Source organism: Thermogutta terrifontis (assembly GCF_002277955.1).
In the GTDB taxonomy this organism is placed as follows: Bacteria; Planctomycetota; Planctomycetia; order Pirellulales; family Thermoguttaceae; genus Thermogutta; species Thermogutta terrifontis.
Genome location: NZ_CP018477.1, coordinates 353,918 through 378,020, shown reverse-complemented (window position 1 = coordinate 378,020; position 24,103 = coordinate 353,918). Strand labels below are relative to the sequence as shown.

At 58.0% G+C, this 24,103-nt stretch carries 14 protein-coding genes; 6 read left to right on the top strand and 8 right to left on the bottom strand.

What is annotated here, in order from left to right; all coding sequences use genetic code 11:
* Positions 1 to 95: 95 nt before the first annotated feature.
* Together THTE_RS01385 and THTE_RS01380 are read left to right on the top strand one after the other, a co-directional pair.
* Entirely contained in the window at positions 96 to 449 is a 354-nt protein-coding gene (locus THTE_RS01385; protein WP_095413749.1) for a hypothetical protein, read from the top strand.
* Positions 450 to 1,046: 597 nt separating this feature from the next.
* On the top strand, positions 1,047 to 2,006 hold the full coding sequence (locus THTE_RS01380; protein ID WP_095413748.1) for an ANTAR domain-containing protein: 960 nt from the start codon (positions 1,047 to 1,049) through the stop codon (positions 2,004 to 2,006).
* 66 nt (positions 2,007 to 2,072) lie between these two features.
* On the opposite strand, the gene THTE_RS01375 is transcribed toward THTE_RS01380, so the two are convergent.
* The 3 genes from THTE_RS01375 to THTE_RS01360 all read right to left on the bottom strand — a co-directional run bounded on the left by THTE_RS01375 (position 2,073) and on the right by THTE_RS01360 (position 6,096).
* On the bottom strand, positions 2,073 to 2,963 hold the full coding sequence (locus THTE_RS01375; RefSeq protein ID WP_095413747.1) for an FHA domain-containing protein: 891 nt from the start codon (positions 2,961 to 2,963) through the stop codon (positions 2,073 to 2,075).
* Between the two features lie 988 nt (positions 2,964 to 3,951).
* Positions 3,952 to 4,521 (bottom strand): HIT family protein, encoded by a 570-nt coding sequence (locus THTE_RS01365; protein ID WP_095413745.1) that lies wholly within the window; start codon positions 4,519 to 4,521, stop codon positions 3,952 to 3,954.
* A gap of 66 nt (positions 4,522 to 4,587) precedes the next feature.
* Entirely contained in the window at positions 4,588 to 6,096 is a 1,509-nt protein-coding gene (locus THTE_RS01360) for a DUF4832 domain-containing protein (RefSeq protein ID WP_095413744.1), read from the bottom strand.
* Between the two features lie 458 nt (positions 6,097 to 6,554).
* On the opposite strand from THTE_RS01360, the gene THTE_RS01355 reads away from it, so the two are divergent.
* Together THTE_RS01355 and fusA are read left to right on the top strand one after the other, a co-directional pair.
* A complete protein-coding gene (locus THTE_RS01355; RefSeq protein ID WP_095413743.1) occupies positions 6,555 to 7,982 on the top strand; it encodes a porin in 1,428 nt (475 codons plus the stop codon).
* Positions 7,983 to 8,823: 841 nt separating this feature from the next.
* The gene (gene fusA / locus THTE_RS01350; protein ID WP_095413742.1) at positions 8,824 to 10,944 is read left to right on the top strand and encodes an elongation factor G; all 2,121 of its coding nucleotides are present in this window, start codon (positions 8,824 to 8,826) and stop codon (positions 10,942 to 10,944) included.
* A gap of 709 nt (positions 10,945 to 11,653) precedes the next feature.
* Here fusA and THTE_RS01345 read toward each other — a convergent pair.
* From THTE_RS01345 to THTE_RS01330, 4 genes are all read right to left on the bottom strand, one after another.
* On the bottom strand, positions 11,654 to 12,946 hold the full coding sequence (locus tag THTE_RS01345; protein ID WP_095413741.1) for a nickel-dependent lactate racemase family protein: 1,293 nt from the start codon (positions 12,944 to 12,946) through the stop codon (positions 11,654 to 11,656).
* A gap of 108 nt (positions 12,947 to 13,054) precedes the next feature.
* Positions 13,055 to 13,273: a small basic protein gene (locus tag THTE_RS01340; protein WP_095413740.1), complete on the bottom strand. Its 219-nt coding sequence runs from the start codon at positions 13,271 to 13,273 to the stop codon at positions 13,055 to 13,057.
* 768 nt (positions 13,274 to 14,041) lie between these two features.
* Entirely contained in the window at positions 14,042 to 15,202 is a 1,161-nt protein-coding gene (locus THTE_RS01335; protein WP_095413739.1) for a hypothetical protein, read from the bottom strand.
* A gap of 50 nt (positions 15,203 to 15,252) precedes the next feature.
* Positions 15,253 to 16,518, bottom strand: a complete 1,266-nt coding sequence (locus tag THTE_RS01330; RefSeq protein WP_095413738.1) for a glucose-1-phosphate adenylyltransferase — start codon at positions 16,516 to 16,518, stop codon at positions 15,253 to 15,255.
* 563 nt (positions 16,519 to 17,081) lie between these two features.
* On the opposite strand from THTE_RS01330, the gene dnaE reads away from it, so the two are divergent.
* The gene (gene dnaE, locus THTE_RS01320) at positions 17,082 to 20,657 is read left to right on the top strand and encodes a DNA polymerase III subunit alpha (protein ID WP_095413736.1); all 3,576 of its coding nucleotides are present in this window, start codon (positions 17,082 to 17,084) and stop codon (positions 20,655 to 20,657) included.
* Between the two features lie 1,027 nt (positions 20,658 to 21,684).
* Here the strand turns inward: dnaE and THTE_RS17795 are convergent.
* Positions 21,685 to 21,969 (bottom strand): hypothetical protein, encoded by a 285-nt coding sequence (locus tag THTE_RS17795; protein ID WP_157731600.1) that lies wholly within the window; start codon positions 21,967 to 21,969, stop codon positions 21,685 to 21,687.
* Between the two features lie 289 nt (positions 21,970 to 22,258).
* On the opposite strand from THTE_RS17795, the gene THTE_RS01315 reads away from it, so the two are divergent.
* Positions 22,259 to 23,431 carry a DUF1559 domain-containing protein gene (locus tag THTE_RS01315; protein WP_095413735.1) on the top strand — a complete coding sequence of 391 codons (1,173 nt, stop codon included), beginning with the start codon at positions 22,259 to 22,261 and terminating at the stop codon, positions 23,429 to 23,431.
* The last annotated feature ends 672 nt before the right edge of the window (positions 23,432 to 24,103 follow it).

Genomic DNA, 24,103 nt, shown 5'->3' with positions numbered 1-24,103 from the left:
AAACCGGTAGCCACGAATAGGTCTTGGGCCGCAAGAAGCAGAGACCCCTGGCTACAGCCTGTTAACCGCGCTGTCGATTTTTCTGGAGGTCAAGTATGGATATCGCCGAACTTCTGAAAAACTGCCAGAACCTTGATCGCAGCGAGTTGCAAAAATTGCTCGCCAACGCTCCGACCATTCAAGGCGCCACCTCTTTCAACGGATTGATATGCGATCCCTTGCCCATGGACATTTTGATTTGGTTGTGCGATATTCTGTCCCGCCGCTATCCCAAGCTTCCCTGGACCTTGATCAACTGGATTCTCATTATGTTGGAGCTACCCCTGGTCCACCCTGCGGGCCTCCTCTGTGATGCGACCTTGCACCCGCTGGCTCCGGCATCGGTGGGATCTGAGGTGGGCGCCTCTTCAGGTGGTAAGGCTGAAACAGCCAAGGCCGAGTGCAATTGAGCGAGTAGGCGAGATCCCCAGCCCCTGGAACGCCGTGGCAGGCGTCCTTCCAAGCGACTGGAAAGCCCGGTTTCACCCGGGGCCACGGATCTTCGGTAGGACGCACTTGTCAGGTTTGCTTTCGGAGGGACCCGCTCGTCGGGTCCGCTTGTTTCGGAGGTAGGTGCTTATCACGTCCGCATTCCGCGCGTTGAACGGTAGGGGCAATTCATGAGTTGCCCCTACCGCAAATGGAGGAACGTGCTTGTCACGTCCGACGAACACCGATTGATTACCCATCCCGCCTCACCGGGCACGAGAAGCGTGCCCCTCCGACCTTTCGGAGGGACGTGCTTGTCGGGTCCGCCTCCCGGAGGGACCCGCTTGTCGGGTCCACTTATCAACGTTTGATCATCCATTGCCTTTCGGCGGGGACTGAAGTCCCGCGTGGAAAGCGGGGCTAAAGCCCCGCACTCCATGGGACGCTCAGAAATTCCTCTTGACGGGCGTTCGCTATTTGGCTACCGTCCCAAAACCGCGGGAAGTCTCCACCCTCTGGCCGTCTCGAATCACGAGGGGGTGGAATAAGCGTTGGACTGCTGGTTGTGGCGAAGATCGATGGGCGCCGGCCTTAAAACCAGTGACCTCAGTAAAGGACCTTCCTGGCAGGGGGTTCCCCTCCAGTGGAGAGTACTTTACATCTGCGACCGGCAGCGCACAGGCGGGTGGCTGGTGGAAGGGCTGGCCGTCGAAGCGCCCGTGGAAATTGAAATCCATGAAGCGACAGGTAGTGTCTCGGGCCTTGCCCGACTGCGCGACGAGGTTTTTGAGGCCATTTTCATCGCGCATGCGCCGCCAGAGCTGGACGCGATCGAACTGGTCGCCGGTTACCGCACAGGCGGCACCGACGACCCGCTCATTGTGCTGGGGCGACCGAGCGAACAAGAACTCGCTGTGGCGTGTTATGAAGCCGGGGCGGACGGCTACCTGTGTGTAAGCACGGCCACCACGCAGGCCCTCATCTGGACAACCGTTCGCGCTGTTCAGCGTTGCCAATTGCTTCGCCAGAATCGGCGGTTTGTCCAGGCTGAACGGCAGCGGGTCCAGCGAGAGCGCGAAGAGGCATTCCGCATCCTACAGCATCAGAAAGCCGTTCTTCGTGAGCTGGATAAGCTTTCCCGACAGTCTCGCCAGTCACTCGAGGGGCTTTCTTCCCATAATTCCGAACTGGAAGAAGACGATCCGCCTCAGGTCCCTCATACGCTTATTGTCCATTACCGGGAGCTGCTGCGAGCTTACGTGATCATGGGCAGTGGGCATCTCGGAAGCGAGCTCCGTCACCTGGCCGAAGTCTTTGCGACGGCCGGACTCTCAGCACGCGAAGTGATGCAGCTCCACCTCCATGTGACGGCCGATCTGCTGAAGGGACTAGGATCGCGCAGCACCCGGCATGTGATCACGCGGGCGGATCTGCTGGTGATTGAGATCCTCCTTCAGCTTGCGGAGGTCTATCGGGCAAGATATCGCGAGATGGTTCGGCCGCCCGTCCAATTATTTTTCCGCGAACTGGAAGAATAGTCGCCGGGAACGATCTTCCTCGAAGCGCCCTTCGGACCTTAAGCGCCCGCCCTTACATGGGGTGACTCACCGCCTGAAAGGCCACCATCCGGTTCGTGATTTGGCGGTCTTGGCGGCGTGAGGAGGCGTCGAGGCACTTTCTGCCGAAGTGGGACGGTCTTTGTCACTCGCCAGGCTTTTCGCCGCGTCATTCTCGTCGCTTCCGTTTAGCACAATTGGTGCCACGGGTTCCGGATCACTCCGCGAAACAACCGTGGTGAACGGGGGAGGTAGGTTCGACCATGCATCAGCACCCGATGAGTCGGGACGGCGGAGATGCTGTACCGAATCGAAAGCACTGCGATTCTCTTCCGGCCGGTCTTCCGCTGGCGGGGCTGACGGGCCTACTCCCCCGGTTTGCCAGGCGCCGAAATCAGGCAGAGCACCGTCAGCCGGAGCGATACCAGGCGGCGTATTCTGCCGATCGTTGGGTGCCCCAGTGGTCGGAGGCGAGCTCAAAAAAGGATCCGGTTCGGTGGCGGGCTCCGCGGGGCTGGGTCGGGCTGATCCTTCACCGGGCGCCGGTTTTTCTGCAGAGGCTGGATCGTGGGCAACAACAATGTCTGAGGGCGTCTTCGAGGCACTTTCGCCGGACACCACCGAGGGCTCGTGACAAACGGCTTTAGGAGAGGTATCGTACTCCACCCGGAACGTAAGGGGCCCCAGACTGAAGACTGCCCCCGGAGGAAGAAATGTTTCCTGGATTTGTTCTCCGGCCACGTATGTTCCGTTGAGCGAGCCAAGATCCCGGATCTTCACCAGTCCGCCGTCCTCAAACAATTCGCAGTGCCGACGGCTGATCATCGGGTGGATGATGGTGAGATCCGCCTCGCGACTTCGCCCAATGACTGCCGGGAGTGTGATGGCCACGCTGTCTTTGTTGGCCTTGCCGCGGATGACATGAAGGCGAACCAACATGGGGGAGGATTTCGGTTGGAGATGGAAGAATCGGTTTATCGAGGGCCACCGTGGGGCGCTATTAATGATTGTAGCCTACGATATTCGGCTACTCAATCCCACAACGGATTGCCTTACCCCGGCTTTTGGAAGGACGTTTGAGGAACGATCCCGGGGTACGAGAGGGGCGCTGGGGGTGTGGGCATCGCCTTTAATCCGGGATCGGGTCGTCCACCAGAATCCAATGACAGCCTGCCCAGTTCAACGGAGGGCGTGGAAGGGGTTTCCCAAAGGGTTGGAGGGTCCGGTTCTGCTGGAGGACCCGGCTCCAACCGCGCCACAGCTCTTTGGTAGGAGGTACTTGTTACGTCGGTTGGAGTTGTCCCGCGTTTTGCCGGGACCACGAAAGCTGTTCACCGGTAGGGGCAATTCATGAATTGCCCCTACAACGCCGGAGGGACCTTTTCCGGAGGGACGTGCTTGTCACGTCCGAAGAACACCTATTGATTACCCATCCCGCCTCACCGGGCACGACGAGCGTGCCCCTCCGATCTATCGGAGGGACGTGCTTGTCACGTCCGCCTCCCGGAGGGACCCGCTTGTCGGGTCCGCTTATCAGCGTTGGAAAATCCATTGCCTTTCGGCGGGGACTGAAGTCCCACGCGGAAAGCGGGGCTGAAGCCCCGCACTCCATACGGTGCGGCGATTTATCGCCGCTTTTCGGTGAAGGCTTTAGCCTTCACCAACCTTGGCGCTGGTCCAGATGGAAACGGAGTACCGGTTGGGGTGGAACCCGATCCTGCAATCCATGCAACGGAAAGACGCTTTCCGTTGCCCCAGGCACGACAAGCGCGCCCCCTACGGTTCACCGGACGCCGTGAAAGGTCTCCCCTCAAAGGGCTAGAAGGTCCAAGCCCGCTGGAGGGGCCAGTTCCACCCGGGCGATGGGACTGTCATCTCTCACACCGTGGGGAACCAATACAGTCATTCCCTTCTACCCCGGCATTTTTTACTGTGACGGCGTCGCCTGTGGCGGCTGGGCTAGTTTCTGGCGGAGCAACTCCCACAATGCTTCCAGTGATTGAGGGATGACTTTCACATTCGCTAGCACGGGCATGAAGTTAGTGTCGCCGTTCCAACGGGGGACCACATGCCAGTGAAGATGGCCCGGCAGGCCCGCTCCCGCCACCCGACCCAAATTGAGCCCCACATTGAACCCCTCCGGTTGCATGACGCTCTCCAGAAGCTGGATCATGCGGGTCAACGTGAGCATCAGGGCCGTGTGTTCCTCGGTGCTCAACTGGGAGGGATGTCCCACGTGCCGCAGCGGTGCAACCAAAAGATGACCATTGTTGTAGGGATAGCGGTTCAGCACCACAACGGTCCGATCGTCTCGATACACGACGTAGCGTTCCGGGCTGTCCGGATCGGCCACGGCCTGGCACAGAAAACAGCCGGGGTCGGCATCCGGGAGTAATCGCTCAGGGGGAATCGACCGCTCCGCCGGCCGATCACACCCCTCGATGTATGCCATGCGCCAGGGGGCCCAAATGAGATCCCGCAATCGGCCTTCGTCCATGGTTCCTCGTTTGCAGCGTCGGTTGAAACCCTTGCTTACCCGTCTTGGACGTAATTGTGAAAAAACTTATTTTCCCTCTGATCGCTCCGCATCGGAAGTGATTTCCACCTCAGCCAGGAAATAGCGGCGCTGGCCGTCGTCTCCATCGAGGGGCATCGCGATCTGCGGAGTCCCCGTCATGGTTCCCACCGAAAGAAACACGCGATAGCGTCCCGGCCGAAGCTGAAACGGCAGGCAACTCGCGGTTTCCCAGGTGGTTGGAATGGGCGGGCCCAGATCAGCCTCCGGGTCTCCTTCCGCCTTGGGACCTTTGATGGCCACATCCCGCACTTTAAGATCCCTGACATTTGCCTGCGTGTTGACAAGCACGGCCACGATGCCGCCCTGGGCGTCCTTGAGGGTCAGGGCGGGGAAACCTCCGCAATAGCAGGGCGCAACGCCACGGTTCTCAAATGTGACGCTCCAGCTCAGCGGTTTCCGGACGGTGCCCGTCTGGGGTAAACGCACCTCCGTGGGCACCAGCCGGTAACCCAGGTAGCGATTCATGCGATCGACGAGGGTTCTGTTCTCCTGCAGGAATTCGTGCGGCCACCAGTGAATGGAAACGTAACTCGCATGATACTCCAGCATGGCGCGAAGGTAGAGCGTGCCGTCCTCCCACGCCCCACGATCACGTGATGGGCCGTAGTGCTCGGACTCCAAAATGACGGGCCATCGCGGCCAGAAATCCTGAGCCATCCCAGCATGGAAATAACTGTTGGGGCGTTTTTGCACAAGAATGCTGTCATCTCGAAGTGTCAGACCGCTCTGCAGGGCATGGGCAATAGCCAGTTCGCCATTTTCGGTCATGACAAAATCGTCGTTGGCGGCCAGCAGCGTGTGTTTGAAATGTTTGCGGTACAGGTCAATATGACGGATGACGGTTTCAGCCGGATATTTGATCCGCGTGCTGCTGAAGGTATGCCCTTCCCCCCAGACACCAAACGAGCCCACATCGATGAACGCGACCTCGGGATTGCCGTCATAGCGGGCGGCCAGGGCCGCCAAAAAATGGTCGAGTTTTTCCAGAAACACAGGGTCGTTGTAGTCCGGTTCCCAGAACGGTCCATCTTCGGTAACTCCCTGGCCTACACGAAAGTTATACCCTTTGGCCCCGGCTTTCTCGACCCATTCGGGTGTTGCGTAACGCGTCCAGGATTCAGAACAACTGATCCGCAGGGCGATTTTCTTACCTCGGGAAATCCAGCGTTGAGCGGGGGTATCAAGGACCGACCAGCAGTACTGACCTTCGGCAGGTTCCAGGTAGGACCACGGGATGCGGAGATAGACCACGGTAAGGCCGGGAAATTCGTCCACGGTATCCGACGGTTCCAACCGCGAGCCGTAGTTTGCGGGGACATTGTCGTAATAGTGGAGGACCCAACCCATTCCAGGGTTCTCCAGAACAGCGCCGTTATCGGCCGGATGAATGACCTGCCAATTCTGATTGTCTGCCCCCTGCGTGCGCAGTCCGCACGCCATCACACCGACAAAACCTGCCCAGAGCAAAAATCTTCCGCCGTTTGACGTCACCATCCTGTGTCTCCTTCTCAATGGACGAAGAACCGCGAAGGACCACGTTGCACAATCGAGAAAGCTTTAGCAGCGTACCAAACTGTGACGGCTAAGAAAAGACACGCGGAGGATGCTCCGGATCCATGAGCTGCACGACGGGTAATGTGGCGGCGCACGGAAGCTCTGACGGTTTATTTTACCCAGTCGGCACCACCAGAACCGCACCTTCAGAATGACACGTATTTTTGGCACGTTCCGCAGAAGACACAAAAACGCGACGACCGGTATTTTGCCGACAGCTAGTAAGGGAAGGCATTCTTTGAATCGTCGGGGTGGTCGACCCAACCACTCAGCGTGATCAACCATTAGTGACAAGATTCAGTGCGTTATCCCGCCAGGAAGCCGCAGCACAGGACAGCGCTTTCTCCCAGCCGGCTTCCTGTCCCGTGCGCCGTTGCCTGTCTAAAGGGAGGGAATCCATGGCCATTGTGCGAGTTTTCTGGATGACCGCCGTGATGGGAGCGGTCCTTGCGCCCGTGGTTTTGGCTCGGGAGTTGCCCGAATGGCCACCCCGCTGGCCGGATGACGAAGGGCCTGTCTTGACTGATCCAACCAGTTCCGCGTCCGAATCCGAGCTTCAGCCCGTCGTATCACTGACCGAACCGGACAGGATGCCGAAACGGGATTTTGCGCAAGTTGTTTCGGGACTGGAAGAGGCGGCACCTGCCCCTCTGGCGCCGGTCCCGGAATCGCCCCTGGCAGAACAGTCATCGGCGGTTGCCGGACCATGTCCTGATCGCTGGACAATCCCTCAACCGTGGTTCCTCGAACGGCTGGGGATTCGCATGGGCGGCTGGCTGGAACAGGGCATCACGTTCAACGCCCAGGAGCCGCCGGACCAGTTCAACGGCCCTGTGGCCACCAACGATCTGGACCATGAGTATCAAATGAACCAATTATGGCTGTATTTCGATCGCCCGGCCGATAACGGTGGTTGTGGCTGGGCCTGGGGTGGTCACGTGGACATGATGTACGGCACCGACTGGCGATTCGGCATTAACAACGGTCTGGAAGACCGCATCAACGGTTTGCAAACGTATGGGATGGTGCTGCCCCAGTTCTACCTGGAGCTGGCCTACAACCGCCTTTCCATGAAGATGGGACACTTTGCGGGAATCCTCGATTATGAAGCCGTTCCCGGGCCCATGAATCCCTTTTACAGCCACTCGTATTCCTACGGCTACACCGTACCCCAACTGGTCACCGGCATGCTGTTTGATTACCGGCTCACCTCGCTGCTTTCACTCCAAGCTGGCTTTCACCGCGGTTGGATGCAGTTCGAGGATAACAACGATCGCCTGGATTTCATGGGCGGAGTCAAGTGGCATTCGGAGGATAATCGTCTGAGCGTTGCCTATGCGGTTTCTGCCGGTCCGCAGGACGACGTAGCCAATCAGGATCGGTTTGTGTACAGCCTGGTCGTCCAGTGGCAGATGACGGAGCGCTTCAAGTACGTGCTCGTTCACAACCTCGGCACAGAAAACCGGGCGGCTCCCGGCGGCCAGGACGCCGAGTGGTACGGCCTCAACCAGTATTTCCTCTACACCATCAATCCCTGCTGGTCTGCCGGCATGCGGGTGGAATGGCTGCGGGATGATGACGGTGTGCGAATCGCCGGACCAGGCAATATCCCGGGAATTCGCGCCTGGAGTGGACGCGGATTTGCGGGAGATTTTTACGAAATCACATGGGGCCTCAACTGGCGTCCCAATGGCAACTGGCTTGTGCGACCAGAAATCCGCTGGGATTGGTACGACGGCCCTGCTGGCCCCACCGGGTTGCCGTTTGACGGCGGTTCCAGCGATTCCCAGTTGACGTTCGCCATGGATGCGATCTTCACATTCTGATCGCGGTTTCTTTGGCGTGGCTCTGTCCAATCCAATTGAGACAGTCACACTCAGGGGAGTAGTTCACGAACGCTGGCCGCCCTGTAGTGGCCGGCGTTTTGGGGATATTCCGGAGGGACGTGCTTGTCACGTCCGCCGTTCAACGTTGCGTGTCCATTCCGTTTCCCCGCGGACTGAAGTCCCGCACTGAAAGCGGGGCTAAAGCCCCGCACTCCATGGAGTGCGGCGATTTATCGCCGCTTTTCGGTGAAGGCTTTAGCCTTCACCACCTTGGCGCTGCCGATGTTTTACCGCGACCACGAAAACGGTTCCCTGGTAGGGTCAATTCATGAATTGCCCCTACAACCCCGGAGGGACCCGCTTGTCGGGTCCGTGGTGCCACGTTCGATTATCAATTGCCTTTCACCGGGCACGACAAGCGTGCCCCTCCGAGGGTTCATTGGACGCCGTGGAACGCGTCTCTCCCGATAGGGGCAACTCATGAATGGTCCCTACCGGTTAACCAGCAATCGGACCCAGCGGCGCTGTGGACAACCTCTTGCCGGGGACCTAAAATAGAAAAGCTCTGCCGTCACAAGCGGGCACCGGTCGCCTGCAATTTGCCAAGGTGGTACTGAGCTCCAGCCACGGTCGGGGCAGGGTGACCCTGATTCCCTCCACGGTGGCCGAAAGGTCTCATTCCGCCAACCATCCCGTTCAGCCTTTCCGGTCGCTTGTCGAGCGTAACACCACTATGGTCAGTTTGACGGGATTTTTGTCAAAATTTCGGGAAAATCGTTCGAATCGCAATTGATAGCCAAAAAAGCAGTTTTTGTCAGCAACAACTCAAATCTAACGGCCTATGCCCAACGCTGAACCCCTGAAAAATATTCGCAACATCGGGATTTCTGCCCATATCGATTCGGGCAAGACCACGCTCAGCGAGCGGATCCTCTATTACACGGGTCGGATCCATCGACTTGGCGAGGTCCACGGAGATGGTCCCGGCGCCACCATGGACTACATGGAGCTGGAGCGCGAGCGCGGGATCACCATCACCAGTGCGGCGACCACCGTCCGCTGGGGAGAGGCCGTCATCAACCTCATCGACACCCCCGGTCACGTCGATTTCACGATCGAGGTGGAACGAAGCCTGCGGGTGCTGGACGGGGCAATTCTGGTGCTCTGCGCGGTGGGGGGTGTTCAGGCCCAGTCGCTCACCATCGATCGCCAGATGCGGCGGTACCACGTCCCCCGGCTGGCTTTCATCAACAAGATGGATCGCGTGGGAGCCGATCCGTTCCGCGTGGTTCAGCAAATGAAGGACCGCCTGGACTGCGATGCGGTCCTCATGCAACTGCCCATCGGTCGGGAAGCAGATTTCCGTGGAGTCATTGACCTGGTGACCATGGAGGCCGTGTATTTCGACGGCCCCCATGGCGAACACGTGCGTCGGGAGCCGATTCCCGCGGAGCTACTGGAATCTGCCCGGCAGGCCCGCCAGCAGATGCTGGAATCGCTCGCCATGTACAGCGACGAGCTGCTGGAAATCCTGTTGGCGGAAGAAGAACCCCCGCAGGACCTCATTTGGCGGGTCGCCAAGGCGGCCACATGCAGCCTCCAAATGACCCCGGTCTTTCTCGGTTCTGCTTTCAAAAACAAGGGGGTGCAACCGCTCCTGGACGCTGTTGTCCGCCTTTTGCCTTCGCCGTTGGAAGTGGAGGTCCGCGCCATCCCGCCGGGAGAGGAATCCCCAAGCATGCTCCTTTCCGCGGATCCTGCCGCACCGGCCGTCGCCATGGCCTTCAAGCTGGTGGAAGACCCATTCGGTGCGCTCACATTTCTCCGCGTGTACCAAGGCACGCTGACCAAAGGGGGATACTACTACAATCAGCGAACCGGCAAGCGAGAGCGATTTGGGCGGATTGTGCGGATGCACGCCGATAAACGGGAGGACATCGACGGTGCCACCGCCGGCGACATCGTGGCGGTGGTCGGGTTGGACGCCGCGAGTGGAGATACCTACGCCGAATCTTATCCCGCCTGCACTCTGGAACGGATGTACATTCCCGAGCCGGTCATCAAAATGTCCATCACGCCGGTGGAACGCAACTCCGCCGAGCGACTGGCGAAGGCCCTTGCCCGATTCCGCCGTGAGGACCCCACTCTCCACGTAACGATCGACGAGGAAAGCGGCGAAACCCTTATTGCGGGCATGGGCGAACTCCATCTCGATATCTACGTGGAGCGGTTACGGCGGGAATACGGGGTGGATGTGCTCGTGGGCGCACCCAAAGTTAACTATCGAGAAGCCCCCACAGAGCCGACCACCTTCAACGTGCGGCACCGCAAACAGACCGGCGGCGCAGGTCAGTACGCCCATATCATCGGTAAGATGGAGCCCCTGCCCGAGGACAGCGAAGAGACGTTTGTGTTTGAAGAATGCATCGTCGGCGGCCGAATTCCCAAGCAGTACATCCCGGCCATTGAAAAGGGTCTTCGCAGCAGCCTGGAGAAAGGGCCCCTGGCCGGCTATCCCATCGTGGGACTTAAAGTCATCGTGGAGGATGGCTCCTACCACGAGGTGGACAGTTCCGATCTGGCGTTCCAGATTTGCGCGCAGATGGTCATGCGGGAGGCCTTCCCGCAGACCCGCCCGGTGCTTCTCGAACCGATCATGAAGATCGAGATCGAGTGTCCCGAGTCGGCACAGGGCTCTGTCGTGGGGGACCTCATCAGCCGCCGCGGTGTCGTTTTGGGAACACATTCGCTCGGCAATATCGTAAGGATTGAAGGCGAAGTCCCGCTCGCCGAGACGTTTGGCTATTCGACCACGCTACGAAGTCTTACCCAGGGACAGGGAACCTTCACTCTCGAGTTCTCGAAGTACCGGCGGGTGCCACCGTCCATCCAGGAGGAGATCATCCTTCAGCGGAAGCGGAGTCGCATGCCCAGCAACTCCGGTGTTTCCAGCAAGGCGTGATCAGCCACGGTGGCGCCATTGGATACAAGCCCGGCAGAGAGAATGGATCATCGAACGTTCGTCGGCGGACCTGACAAGCAGGTCCCTCCGAAGGATCGGAGGGGCACGCTTGTCGTGCCCGGGATAATTGAACGCGTCACGGTTGGATACCGTAAACGCGTCTCTCCATTGCATGGATTGCAGGGACGGCTTCCACCGCGATCGCTACTCGGTTTTCATGCGGATCAACGGCAAGGTGGTGAAGGCTAAAGCCTTCACGAAAAAGCGGCGATGAATCGCCGCACTCCATGGAGTGCGGGGCTTTAGCCCCGCTTTCATCGCGGGACTTCAGTCCGCGGTGAAAGGCAATGGATGATCCAACGTTAAATGGCGGACCTGACAAGCAGGTCCCTCCGAAGGATCGGAGGGGCTCGCTTGTCGTGCCCGGTGAAAGGGGATGGGGCAACAATGGGTGTTCCTCGGACCCGACAAGCACGTCCCTCCGACGGCGTAGGGGCAATTCATGAATTGCCCCTACCGGTCCACGGCTTCTCGTGGTCGCGGCAAGACAGCGTAAACGGCAAGGTTGGTGAAGGCTAAAGCCTTCACCACAAAGCGGCGATAAATCGCCGCACTCCATAATAAATCGCCGCACTCCATGGAGTGCGGGGCTTTAGCCCCGCTTTCGACGCGGGATTTTTTCAGATTCAGCGGCCGATACCACGGAGCTCTATCCGACGGCTGCCGCTTGCGGTTCCACATCAGCGATCAGATACGGTCCCTTGGGGATGGCTGCCAGAGTCATATTCGGACCGTAACGGCGACGACACTCCGCCAGAGCCGCTTCCACGCTGGGAGCACTTTCCACGAAAAGCCGCTCGAGCTGTGCTGCGGACAACCCTTCAGTGACCACCACAATCCGGGCCTTGCGGCGAACCTTGGCCATCTCTTCCAGTTGCCACTGGTCCATACGGAAGTAATTACCCTGGGTGATTCGCTCCATGAACTCATCCAGCGAAGAATGCTCGCGAAAGATCTGCTGGAATTCCGGACTGCCGATGCCCTCGGAAATCTCCGCGGCGAGGATCACCGTGCCGCCGGGCTTCACAATCGGCTCCGCTGCCACCATTCCCTTCACCGATTGATAGAACGTGGCGTCCAGGGGATAACCGGCTGACGTGGTCACGACGACGTCCACAGGCTCGGGCACCGTATCCCGAACCATCGTGTCCACGAAGCGGACTCCTTCCAGGAAGGCGGCTTCCATATCCCCCGCCACTGCGTGCACAATCCGTCGTTCCTCGTCGAGGACCACGTTGACGATGAAATCACACCCCGCCCGACGCGCGATCCACGTGTTCTCTTCATGCACGGGATTCCCTTCCAGCACCCCGCTGCGGGCGCGGGGATGCTCGAGGAACCGGGGAGAATGCCATGCGCGAACGGTTTCCAGGGCCGCCAGCCCAGGACAGATGAGTTTCCGTCCGCCGGAGTAGCCGGCCATGAAATGTGGTTCGATCAGTCCCACTGTGATCTTCAAGTCCGCTTGGAGATAGCGGCGATCAATCCAGATCGGCACCCCTCGGGGACTTTCGCCCAGATACTCGTGCTCCTCTGGATCCTGACCGGAATGATTCTCCACCCAGTATTTCTCCGCGATTTCCTCCCCCAGAATCTGCACCAGTTCTCTGCCGAGGTTTGGACGGTGCAGGCCCGTGGCGATAAGAATGAGAATCCTTTCTCGGGGAATGCCCGCCATTTCCAAAATGGGAAGCATCTCGGAGAGGATGAGTTCATTGGGGACGGGTCGGGTGATGTCGCAAACGGCGATACAGGCAGACCGTTTACCGGCAGCGATCTCGGCGAGCGGGGGTGTTCCAATCGGCCGCCAGAGGAGTTCCCGAATCACCGCCCGGGGGTCGGCCAAAGGTTCTGCCGGCCGATAGCGCAGAATCTTGACGAGGTTTTCGTCGGGCAATTCCACGAAAAGGCCTGAACGGCCATAGTCCAGCTTAACGCGCATATTGGGCGGCCCTGTCTTGAAAGAGGAGACAGTTCACCCTGAGCCTTTCTCGTTCTGCCAGGCGGCGCAATGCTACAGGTGATCTCACCCCACCCGAGGAGGGATGCTTCACTTCTTCTGCTGCTGTCCCTGAGCAGCAGGCGCCTCTTTCTTCTTTTTCTTCTTCATGGAGATTTTTGGCACCCGAACTTTTGGCAGGCCCAGCGGGCAGTCGCCATCCTTGAACTTCTCGAGTTCCTGGAGCCGCTTAATTCGCTCCGCTCGGGTGAGCACGCTCCGTATCTTCACCGCAGCTTTTCGGATACGGAGACTTCTGTCCATCGTCATGGCGTGAATCTCCTGCCGAGAAATGGTCTCAACTCGTCTTCCGTCTTGATTATTGTTGTCAAATGACCCGACCCCCCCTCAAAGGAGTAATTGCGCGGGCGGTCAGGCTGGCCTTTTGACTACCGCGGGAGAAACACTCAGTATAACGCCAACTTCGCGCCGTCACAACGAGGCCCCGGGTTGAGCCACCCCACTTTGGCGAAAACCTATGACATGCCGCGAGCGCAAGGGGTTGTAGGGCCATTCATGAATGAACCCTACCGTTGGCATGGCCCGGGCGGAACCGAGCCTGCGATATGTGGAGTGCGGGGCTTTAGCACCGCTTTCGGCGCGGGACTTTAGTCCCCGCCGGAAGGCAATGGATAATCAAACGTTGAACGGCGGACGTGACAAGCACGTCCCTCCGGAAAAGGTTGGAGGGGCACGCTTGTCGTGCCCGGGGAGGCGGGATGGGTAATCAATCGGTTTTCATCGGACGTGACAAGCACGTCCCTCCGGAAAAGGTCCCCCCAAGAAAAGCGAACGTGACAAGCACGTTCCTCCGACGGTGTAGGGGCCATTCATGAATTGCCCCTGACAAGATTTGATCGACTTGGCACGATGGTTTCAGCAAGATGACTGATGTCTCGGAAGAGCAGTTCCTGAATAGCCCCTCTTCGAGCACGGTTTGTCGTTGCTCCAATGGTCCATGCGTTGCACCGCCGATTCACAAGTCCACCGCATTAGAAATCTGATCGGTCGGTCTGTGTCCTGCGTCCGGCGGGGAGTTCACCGTTGTCCAATGCCGCCACCCAGGGCATCGCATACCCGAAGGCGGAATTCCCACGGTCGGGCCCAATCCTGCGTCTGCTCGTTCTGGCAGATCTTCAACAGGATATCGTTCTTACCGGGTTTCAACCGGCACTCGACGCGGTACTGGTCATCCTCGTAGCCTGAATGGTACACATGGAAGACACCAAGCAACTGCCCGTTGACCCACAGTTTTGTCGCGTTAGGCGTGGCCCAGCGAATCTCTGCCGGCTGTTCCTTTTCCACTTCCACCACCGCCCAGGCGTAGGCGACGACGCCTTTTTCCTCGGCCAGAATCGCATTGAGATCCACTCGCCCGTGGATATCATCGGTGGTGACCGCTTTCCACGCAACCTCCCCGTGTTTGCCGGGATATTTTTGATGAGGATCGAGCCTTTCTTCGGGGGGGAAACGCGTGTCAAATCCACCGTCGCGCGTGTTGTCGAACGGGCCCACCACCAACCAGGACCGTATATAGCCGTAATGCGCGGCCAAATCCACCGGTTTTCCCAGTTGTCCTAACCATCCGGCAATTTTTTCTACCTGGTCTTTGTCGCGGGCCGCCTCGAAAATCGTTTCCAGTCGAGCCGCAACGTTGCGGCGGGCGGCGACATCTTCTCCCCGAGTCAAAAGTCCGTCGAGATCGCCAAGTTTTTGAATGGCCGCTTCTACTGCCGCGCGACGGAGTTGCGGTGCAGGGTCATCGAGTGAGTTTTCGAGGATTTTCGCTGCCAACTGGGGCGATTGCTCCTGCAAGCGCTGCCATGCCCACCAACGGATTTTGGCGTGCGCTGCGCGATTTTCCACCACAGACAGAAAAACGGCATCCGGAATCTTTCTACTGCTTGCACGTTCCAGGTCCACAATTCGGTCGGCCGCCGTCACAATCCAGTTGAGCGCCACCGGATTGGCCTGCGAGGCCGCTTCGAAGAGTGCCGGCAACACAGCAGGCCCCTGGTTGACGATTCGCTGCCAGGCCTCTGCCGCTGCCTCTTGTCCAACCCCGTTTTTATCGGCGCGGAGGAGAATGGCCACGTCTCCATTATCGCTAGGGAGCTGGCAGGCCCCAGCGATCAGCGCTCCCCAGGCAATGCTCAGGCCTCCGCTCACCGCGAGAATGGCGCGCCCAGTTCGCGTCATGTTTTCCTCCCAGAAGCCGGCAAGAGCCCGTCATGCGAATATTCGAAGCTTCAGAGAGCCCAGTTGTCGGGGAGAACGGTACCTTTGGGGATGACGGTGACCCCGTCGCGGATCATGCAGTATTCCGTTTCCGGAGCGTCTTTCACACCTTCCGCATTGACGATGCGAACATTTTTGCCGATGCGGCAGTTTTTGTCCACAATGGCGTTTTCGATGTAGCTATTCTCATCGATCATGAGGGCCTGACGGTCGGCCGTGGGAGCCTCGTAAAAATCGTTCCCCATGATGATGGAATTCCGGATGACGCAATTCGGACCGATGATGCTCCGCAGACCGATGATACTGTTTTCGATGACAGCTCCCTCACCGATCACACAGCCATCAGCCACGAGACTATCCCGGATATTGGCTCTTTCAATTCTCGAAGGCGGCAAGAACCGTGCCCGAGTGTAAATCGGGGCGTTCGGCTGATCGAGGGCAAAGGGAGGTGACGGCCGGGTAAGGGCGAGGTTGGCCTCGAAGAATGCCCCGATCGTTCCGATATCCTCCCAGTATCCGTCGAAAAGATGCACGAACACTCGCCGCGCGCGAACGGAAGCGGGAAAAACCTCTTTACCGAAATCGCGGTAATCTGTCTTTTCCAGAACGTCCACAAGTGTCTTTCGGTTGAACAGATAGATACCCATATTTGCCAGAAAAGGCCGCCCATGCGCTTTGAGTCCGAACTGGGCAAACCATTCGGGATCGGTCCGCATGAAGCTGAGTTCTTCTTCGGTTTTTGGTTTTTCCAGAAAACCGAGCACGCGGCCGGTCTCGTCGATTCGCATAATTCCCAGGGAGGAGGCGGCTTCAGCGGTGACGGGCAGCGCCGCAATCGTGACATCAGCCTCACTCCTCTGGTGTGTTTCTAAAAGTTTCCGAAAATCCATCCGATAAAGCTGATCGCCAGAAAGAATAAGGACATAATCTATGTCATCGCGATCAATATAGGAGAGATTTTGCCGCACCGCGTCGGCGGTTCCCTGATACCAGTCTGTCCGGGTAAGAGTCTGCTGGGCTGCCAGAATCTCCACGAAACCTCGGTGAAACACATCGAAGTTGTAAGTTGCCCGGATGTGCCGGTGGAGACTCACCGAGTTAAACTGGGTGAGCACGTAAATGCGACTGATTCCGCTGTTAATGCAGTTGGAAAGAGGAATATCGATGAGACGATACTTTCCAGCGATTGGAACGGCTGGCTTTGACCGATATTTGGTTAGCGGATAGAGCCGAGTTCCTCTACCTCCCCCTAGGACCACTGCCAGGACATTGTTCATACGACCACCTACGCCGGGATGCCAAATCCTAGAGCCGCGCCAGAGACTTCTCTTGCCATACTACCCAAAATTGAACGAGATGCAACCCATCGGCGTGATGAGTGATCCCCAGTTTTCGGCTCGAACTCCGCGAGGCCAAAAGCTTGATGTGTCGGAGGGGCACGCTTGTCGTGCCCGGTGAAAGGCAATTGATAATCGAACGTGGCACCACGGACCCGACAAGCGGGTCCCTCCGGAAAAGGTCCCTCCGGGAGGCGTACGTGACAAGCACGTCCCTCCGGAGTTTATTCGGAGGGGCACGCTTGTCGTGCCCGCGGAAAAGAATGGATTATCAATCCGTGTGCATCGGACGTGACAAGCACGTCCCTCCCAAATACTGGTTTGTCCTTGCGAAAAGCCCGAAGGACCGAGCCATCGCCAACTTGCGCACCTTCTGTCAAGTTATGCCTCTGTTGGGGATTGCGACCACCCTGAAGGGCGCTCTTTTCCAAATGGCGACCAGTGCTACAATCGGCAGAACACCTCATGGCACGACGCCTTGGTGACTTCTCGGAGGACGCAGCATGGCCACACCGCCATTTGTTCATCTTCACTGTCACAGCCATTACAGTTTGCTAGACGGAGCGGGCACCATCGACAGGCTCCTCGACCGGACGCGTGATCTGTGCATGAACGCCCTGGCGCTCACGGATCACGGGAACCTGTACGGGGCTCTGGAGTTTTATCAAAAGGCCCGCGACCGCGGCATCAAGCCGATCATCGGATACGAGGCCTACATAGCGCCGGGCAGCCGGTTCCAACGAGAAGCGGCAAGCATGAAGGAGGCCAGCTACCATCTCACGCTGCTGGCCATGAATCGGCAGGGTTTTCAAAACCTGCTCAAGCTGGCATCCGCGGCATTTCTTGAAGGGTTCTACTACCGACCGAGAATCGACAAGGAACTGCTCGCCCAGTATCACGAAGGCCTCATCTGCTTAAGCGGTTGTCCGTCGGGCGAGCTGGCGCGAACGCTTCTCGCCAGGGAAGAACCCGACGTCAAAAAAGGGTGCGAGGTCGCAGACTGGTTCCGCAGCCTGTTCGGCGATCGCTACTTCATCGAGATTCAGGATAATGGCACCGAAATCCAGCGCCAGGCGATGAAAGGGGCTGTGGAAGTCGCCCGAAAAATGAATATTCCCCTTGTCGCCACCAGTGACGTGCACTACGTCCTCCCCGAAGACGCCGACGCGCAGGACGTCCTCCTGTGCATCAATACCGGCAAGTTTCGCCACGACACCAACCGGATGCGGATGGATGGGCGGGAGTATTATTTGCGCTCCCCGGAACAGATGTACAGCGTGTTTTCCGGTCTGGAAGACGCCGTCCGGCGCACGCAGGAAATCGCCGCGCTGATTGATCTTGAACTGGACCTGGGACAGCGTCACTTTCCCATTTTTACCCCGCCCGAGGGCAAAACCGCCGAAGAATATCTCCGCGAGCTGTGTCTGGAAGGACTCAAGGAGCGCTACCGGGATGACCCGCGGCGGTTTCGCGATGGCCAGCTCGCGCCCGAAGTCCTGGAACGGCTGGAGAAAGAATTATTCGTTATCAACAAACTGGGCTTTGCCAATTACTTCCTCATCGTGTGGGACTTCGTTCGCTTCGCCCGCAGCCGCGGAATTCAGGCCACCGCCCGCGGGTCGGGCGTGGGGTCTCTTGTCAGTTACGCACTCAAGCTGAGTCACGTTTGCCCCATCGAATACGGCCTGCTCTTTGAACGCTTCCTCGATCTCAACCGCCGCGAAGCGCCCGATATCGACATCGACTTCTGCCAGGAGCGGCGGGAGGAAGTCATTCAGTATGTGAAGGAAAAATACGGCCACGAGAACGTCGCACAGATTTGCACGTTCGGCACGATGGCCGCCCGGGCCGCCATCCGCGATGTGGGTCGCGTGCTGGGACATCCGGTGGCCTTCGTCAACGAGATCACGGCCCTCGTGCCGGAAGGTCCCAAGGTCACCCTTCAGGCGGCTCTGGAAAAGAGCGAGGATCTCCGCAAGAAATACGAGACGGATCTGCGGGTGCGGGAAATCATCGATTACGCCAAACAGATCGAGGGGCTTGCGCGAAACGTCGGTACCCACGCGGCAGGTGTGGTTATCGCCGATAAACCGCTGGTCGAGTACGTTCCGCTCCAGCACGTCCAGGGGAAGGAGGAAATCATCACCCAGTGGGCGATGGCGGATGTGGAACGCGCGGGCCTGTTGAAAATGGATTTTCTCGGCCTCCGGAACCTCACCCTCCTCTCCAAGGTCATCAAACTCATTGAGGAAACTACCGGAGAACGCGTCGATCCCTACGCTTTTCCCCTGGACGATCGCGCGACGTATGACCTTCTCGCGCGGGGTGAAACGAAAGGCGTTTTCCAACTGGAAAGCGGCGGTATTCGTGAACTCCTCCAGCGCATGAAACCGGACAACATTCGCGACATCATCGCGGTGAACGCCCTCTATCGCCCGGGACCGCTGGAAGGCGGGATGGTGGACGACTACATCGAAGTCAAACACGGTCGCAAGAAACCCGAATACAAACACCCCGTGATGAAAGAAATCCTCGAAGAAACTCATGGGGTGATGGTCTATCAAGAGCAGGTTATGCAGATTCTCAATCGGCTGGGGGGCATCGAGCTGGCCGACGCCTACACCTGCATCAAAGCGATCAGCAAGAAAAAGCTCGATAAAATCGCCAAGTACAGGGAACAGTTTATCGAGGGCGCCTGCGCCAAGGGGCTGAGCCGCGAGGACGCCGAGGAGCTTTTCAACCTCGTGGAAAAGTTCGCGGGATACGGCTTCAACAAGAGCCACTCCACGGCCTATGCACGGATTGCCTACATCACGGCCTATCTCAAGGCCCATTATCCGCTCCAGTTCATGGCGGCCCTCCTGTCCAGCGACATCAGCACCCGCAATTTCACCCGCAAGGATTCCCTCGTCGAGCATCTCGAAGACTGCCACCGGATGGGCCTCGTTGTGTTGCCGCCGGACATCAATCGGTCCGAGGTCGAGTTCACGGTGATGGATGGGAAAATCGTTTTTGGCCTGGCAGCCATCAAGGGCTGTGGGGGCTCGGCGGCTGAACGGATTGTCGAGGAACGCCGGCGAAACGGTCCCTATAAGAGCCTCTTCGAATTCTGCGAGCGGCTCGATGAAGCGGCTGTCAACCGTTCGGCGATTGAATCCCTCATCAAGGCCGGGGCGTTTGACTCGCTCGGAGCAAAACGCTCCCAACTATGGGCGGTGCTGGACCAGGCCATTCAGGCCGGAGCCAGTGCCGCCGAAGATCGACGCATCGGCCAGTTGAGCCTCTTCGGAGATAACAGCGAATCCGTGTCCTCTGTCGAGGCGCGCCTGCCGGATATCCCGGAATGGGAGGACCACGAAAAGCTTGCCCGGGAAAAAGAGGTGCTGGGCTTCTATTTTTCCAGCCACCCACTCCGCGAGTACGAGCAGATGCTCCGCCGTTACTGTACCCACACCATCGACGAACTGGGGGAACTTTCCCAGGGCACGGAGGTCGTTGTGGGCGGTGTCGTCTCCGCTATCGTCACCAAACACACGCGGACCGTGCGAACCGACGGCCCCACCAAGTTCGCCATGTTCGATCTGGAAGATATGTCGGGCATTGTACGGTGCATCCTCTGGCCGGAGCCTTACGCCCGGCTGGGTCACCTTTTGAAGGATGACGCCGTTCTCGTCGCTTTGGCCACCGTGGACAAGCGGGGGGGCGGTGACGAAGCCACCTTGATCGTTCAGGAGCTTGTGCCGGTGGATGAGCTTCGCCGTCGCTTCACGCGGGGATTGGAAATCCGGATTTCCGAGCGACAACACGGCCCAAATATTCTCCCCGACCTCTACCGCATTGTCCGTGGATACCCCGGCCCGTGCTCGCTCCAGCTTATGATCCAACTCGCGGATGGCCGACGCGTCATCATGGCCTGCGACGGCCTGGGCGTGCGATTGGATGAAGAGCTGGAAAAGCAGGTGGAAAACCTGCTGGGAAAGGATTCGCTGGGGTATCTGGCCGCTCGTCCCAATCTCCGCGGGAACGGTGGTAACGGTAATGGCAACGGCAATGGTCGGAACGGTGCTTACCGCCGCTAAACGGGAGGCGAGACACCTTTAAAAAGTTTCGTTAAGGTGTTCAGCACCCGATTTGTCCCCAGTTTTCGGCTGGAGCTGTGAGAGGCCAAAGGCTGAATGTGTTGGATAGGTGCACCTGTCGTGGCCGGCAACACATATGGAGTGCGGGGCTTTAGCCCCGCTTTCAGCGCGGGACTTTAGTCCCCGGTGAAAGGGAATGGATGATCCAACGTCGAAAAGCGGACCCGACAAGCGGGTCCCTCCCAAGAAAGGATTCGGTGGGGCACGCTTGTCGTGCCCGCTGAAAGGCAATGCATGGTCGATCGTTAAACTGCGAACGTGACAAGCACGTCCCTCCGAAAGGTCGGAGGGGCACGCTTGTCGTGCCCGATGAGGAGGGATAGGTCATCAATCGGGATTCATCGGACCCGACAAGCGGATTCCTCCGATGTGCGGTAGGGGCGATTCATGAATCGCCCCCAAAAACACGTCTACCAGGACTAAACAAGATGTTCGCTAGGGGCAATTCATGAATTGCGCCTACCAGGGGACCGTTTTCGTGGTCCCGGCAAAACGCCGTAAACGGCAAGGTTGTGAAGGCTAAAGCCTTCACTAAAAAGCGGCGATGAATCGCCGCACTCCATGGAGTGCGGGGCTTTAGCACCGCTTTTAGCGCGGGACTTTGGTCCCGGGTGAAAGGGAATGGACGATCCAACGTCGAAAAGTGGACCCGACAAGCGGGTCCCTCCGAGCTTTAGTCCCCGTCGAAACACAATGGATGATCGAACGTTGAACGGCGGACGTGACAAGCACGTCCCTCCGAAAGGTCGGAGGGGCACGCTTGTCGTGCCCGATGAGATGAAATGGATCACCCATGGTGGAAAAGCGGACCTGACAAGCGGGTCCCTCCGAGCTTGCCGGGGCAATTCATTAATTGCCCCTACTGTTTAATCAACCGAATGTATACGTGACAAGCACGTCCCCGCGGAAGAGGCACCTCCCGCCTGCATCGCCGCTCCCACGCTTCGTGATGGAAAGTTCCACAGCCTCACTCCACCTCGGTGTGGAGATCGATCGGCATGGCGAGAATTTTCTGGCGCAGCTCTTCCACCAGCTCGGCAAGGCCACGGATTTTGTTGGGCAGGCCAAGTCCTCCTTCTGCAGGCGAACTTGATGGATCAAATCTTAGAGCTGGGACGTGACCTCCGCGCATCACTGGTCTAAAGGGCCTGGAGTGTTCATTAAAGCATCCTAGCGGCAAGGCAAGCAGAATGGTTGGACCGCATCGTTCCTGAGCGAGAATCTTATAGCAGACGCCGTTCAACACCAACATAACAGTCCACGGAAGATTTGTCGATTCGACAATGTGTTAATAATGCGTCAAAACCGTTGATTGAACTCTCTAAACTCCTATGGTCCCTTCGGGTGGGATGAGTTGCCACTGGCGATGGATCGGCTTACTTAGATTCGCGCAGCCAAAAAATCGTCCGCAAAATCGTTGACGCCCGTTGAGGACCAAGGTAACATAGCGAACGGTGCATTGCATGTCATGCGTGTCTGATCAAACGGTTTTTCGGGGTTTGTTCGGCTTTACTACTTCCTACAAGTGCGGAGGTGGAGACATGGGTCAAATTAAAAACGGACAGCGCCGCCACAAAACACGGGAGTTCATCGCCGTTAACCGCGATTTTGTAACCGGTTTCACGCTGGTAGAACTGTTAGTTGTTATTGCGATAATCGGCATTTTGATCGCATTACTTCTGCCCGCCGTGCAGGCAGCGCGGGAGGCCGCCAGACGTAGCCAATGCACAAACAATTTGAAGCAACTTGGACTGGGCCTCCACAATTATCACGACGTGAACGGAACGTTAGTCTACCGGTCGGGAGGGACGAACTCGACGTACGGTAACCTTCCTTGGGGTTGGGCTGCAAACTGGCAGCAACGGTCTGGGTTTGTCTCCCTGCTTCCTTATATCGAGCAAAAGGCGATGTACGATCAGATTCGCGCTGGAGACCCAACCGGGGCGACGAACGGAGGGCAACCTGTGGCCCCTGAAGGAGGTTGGCCACACTGGGGTTGGAGTGTGTGGAATAACTCACCTGATGTTTTGCTTTGCCCATCTAACGATGGTATTCCCGATAAGAATGGCCGGCATACGGCTTACGCTTTTTGCGTAGGGGACCAAGTAGAAAACGCAAACGATTCCACGGACGTTCGCGGACTATTCTGCAGAAACACGACCTATCGCTTTTCCGACATCATCGATGGAACAAGTAACACGATCGCGTTGAGCGAACAAATCGTGCAGGATAGAGGTGGTGTGGGTGATATGGGATCTGATTACACCACGCAGCGCAATGGTGAAGTTGAGCATGTTAAGGCAATCACAACAGCGGTCGGGGGACTGGCAGCATCACCTATCAACTGCCGCGCGACAACCGACGGCAAATACTATCTGGCAGGACGGCCAGTCAACAGCCGCCGCGGAGTTAAATGGACATTTGGTCCGTCTATTTATGTGGGCTTTAACACTGTACTGCCTCCTAACAGTCCCAGTTGTGCTGAAACTCAAAATAGCTGGGGCTGGGATAACAATGTCGTGCTACCCCCGAGTAGCCGGCATCCCGGGGGTGTGAATTGTTTGTTTGCGGATGGATCTGTGAGGTTCATTTCGGAGACGATCGATACCGGTAATTTGGCGGCATACCAACCGATGCGAGGGCAGAGCGTCTACGGTGTCTGGGGAGCACTTGGATCTCGCGCAGGTGGTGAAAGTGTTTCTTCGGGCTTTTAACGGTTAACGGTTCTGGAACGTCTGTGACCAAGAAGTTGGCGCCTATTCGATTTCCGCTTCAATCAAGCCAGCGGGCATACCTTTTTTCATCCGGGGAAGTGTAAACTTAGCGACAATCTCCCTGAACATCTTGCACTGCGGGGACTGATACGCACCCCAATGGGTTGTTTTAGGGGATTACGGCAGCCCTTGAGGTGGCTTCCCTTTTGCAGTGCGTACAATCGAGATGGCAAAACAAATGGGCGCAGAAGCTTCCAGCGGCAGGCGTTAGTCGGGGATGTATCGCTCGTTAGCAGCCCAATGATCGATTATCGGGAGGCACGCCATGCGAACTGACGCGGGTTTTAGAGGTTCCGAGAGAACAACTCCGAGGCATCGCCCACGAATGCACTGCCTATCGCGGCTCATCGTCGCGACCAAGCGTGAATGTTTGATTATTCGGACGTCCTTAGTGTGCCTACTAGTGCTTTCCTCCGCCAGCGTGGTGATGACGGGGTGCTCGAAACAGCCGTCGAAACCCAAAACATACCCCGTCACTGGAACGGTGACGTTCAACGGCAAACCCGTGGAGGGTGCTACAGTTACTTTCGTGCCTAAGGATCCTAACGCAGGTGACCCGAAACCCCAGGCGGCCACAGCCATTACTGACGCAAACGGGCGATATGCAATCGG

What these genes read in the sequence shown, in the direction of transcription:
- THTE_RS01385 (WP_095413749.1), top strand. Translation starts at nt 96, where the DNA reads ATGGATATCGCCGAACTTCTGAAAAACTGCCAGAACCTTGATCGCAGC.
- THTE_RS01380 (WP_095413748.1), top strand. Translation starts at nt 1,047, where the DNA reads ATGGGCGCCGGCCTTAAAACCAGTGACCTCAGTAAAGGACCTTCCTGG.
- THTE_RS01375 (WP_095413747.1), bottom strand. Translation starts at nt 2,963, where the DNA reads ATGTTGGTTCGCCTTCATGTCATCCGCGGCAAGGCCAACAAAGACAGC.
- THTE_RS01365 (WP_095413745.1), bottom strand. Translation starts at nt 4,521, where the DNA reads ATGGACGAAGGCCGATTGCGGGATCTCATTTGGGCCCCCTGGCGCATG.
- THTE_RS01360 (WP_095413744.1), bottom strand. Translation starts at nt 6,096, where the DNA reads ATGGTGACGTCAAACGGCGGAAGATTTTTGCTCTGGGCAGGTTTTGTC.
- THTE_RS01355 (WP_095413743.1), top strand. Translation starts at nt 6,555, where the DNA reads ATGGCCATTGTGCGAGTTTTCTGGATGACCGCCGTGATGGGAGCGGTC.
- fusA (WP_095413742.1), top strand. Translation starts at nt 8,824, where the DNA reads ATGCCCAACGCTGAACCCCTGAAAAATATTCGCAACATCGGGATTTCT.
- THTE_RS01345 (WP_095413741.1), bottom strand. Translation starts at nt 12,946, where the DNA reads ATGCGCGTTAAGCTGGACTATGGCCGTTCAGGCCTTTTCGTGGAATTG.
- THTE_RS01340 (WP_095413740.1), bottom strand. Translation starts at nt 13,273, where the DNA reads ATGACGATGGACAGAAGTCTCCGTATCCGAAAAGCTGCGGTGAAGATA.
- THTE_RS01335 (WP_095413739.1), bottom strand. Translation starts at nt 15,202, where the DNA reads ATGACGCGAACTGGGCGCGCCATTCTCGCGGTGAGCGGAGGCCTGAGC.
- THTE_RS01330 (WP_095413738.1), bottom strand. Translation starts at nt 16,518, where the DNA reads ATGAACAATGTCCTGGCAGTGGTCCTAGGGGGAGGTAGAGGAACTCGG.
- dnaE (WP_095413736.1), top strand. Translation starts at nt 17,082, where the DNA reads ATGGCCACACCGCCATTTGTTCATCTTCACTGTCACAGCCATTACAGT.
- THTE_RS17795 (WP_157731600.1), bottom strand. Translation starts at nt 21,969, where the DNA reads ATGTTGGTGTTGAACGGCGTCTGCTATAAGATTCTCGCTCAGGAACGA.
- THTE_RS01315 (WP_095413735.1), top strand. Translation starts at nt 22,259, where the DNA reads ATGGGTCAAATTAAAAACGGACAGCGCCGCCACAAAACACGGGAGTTC.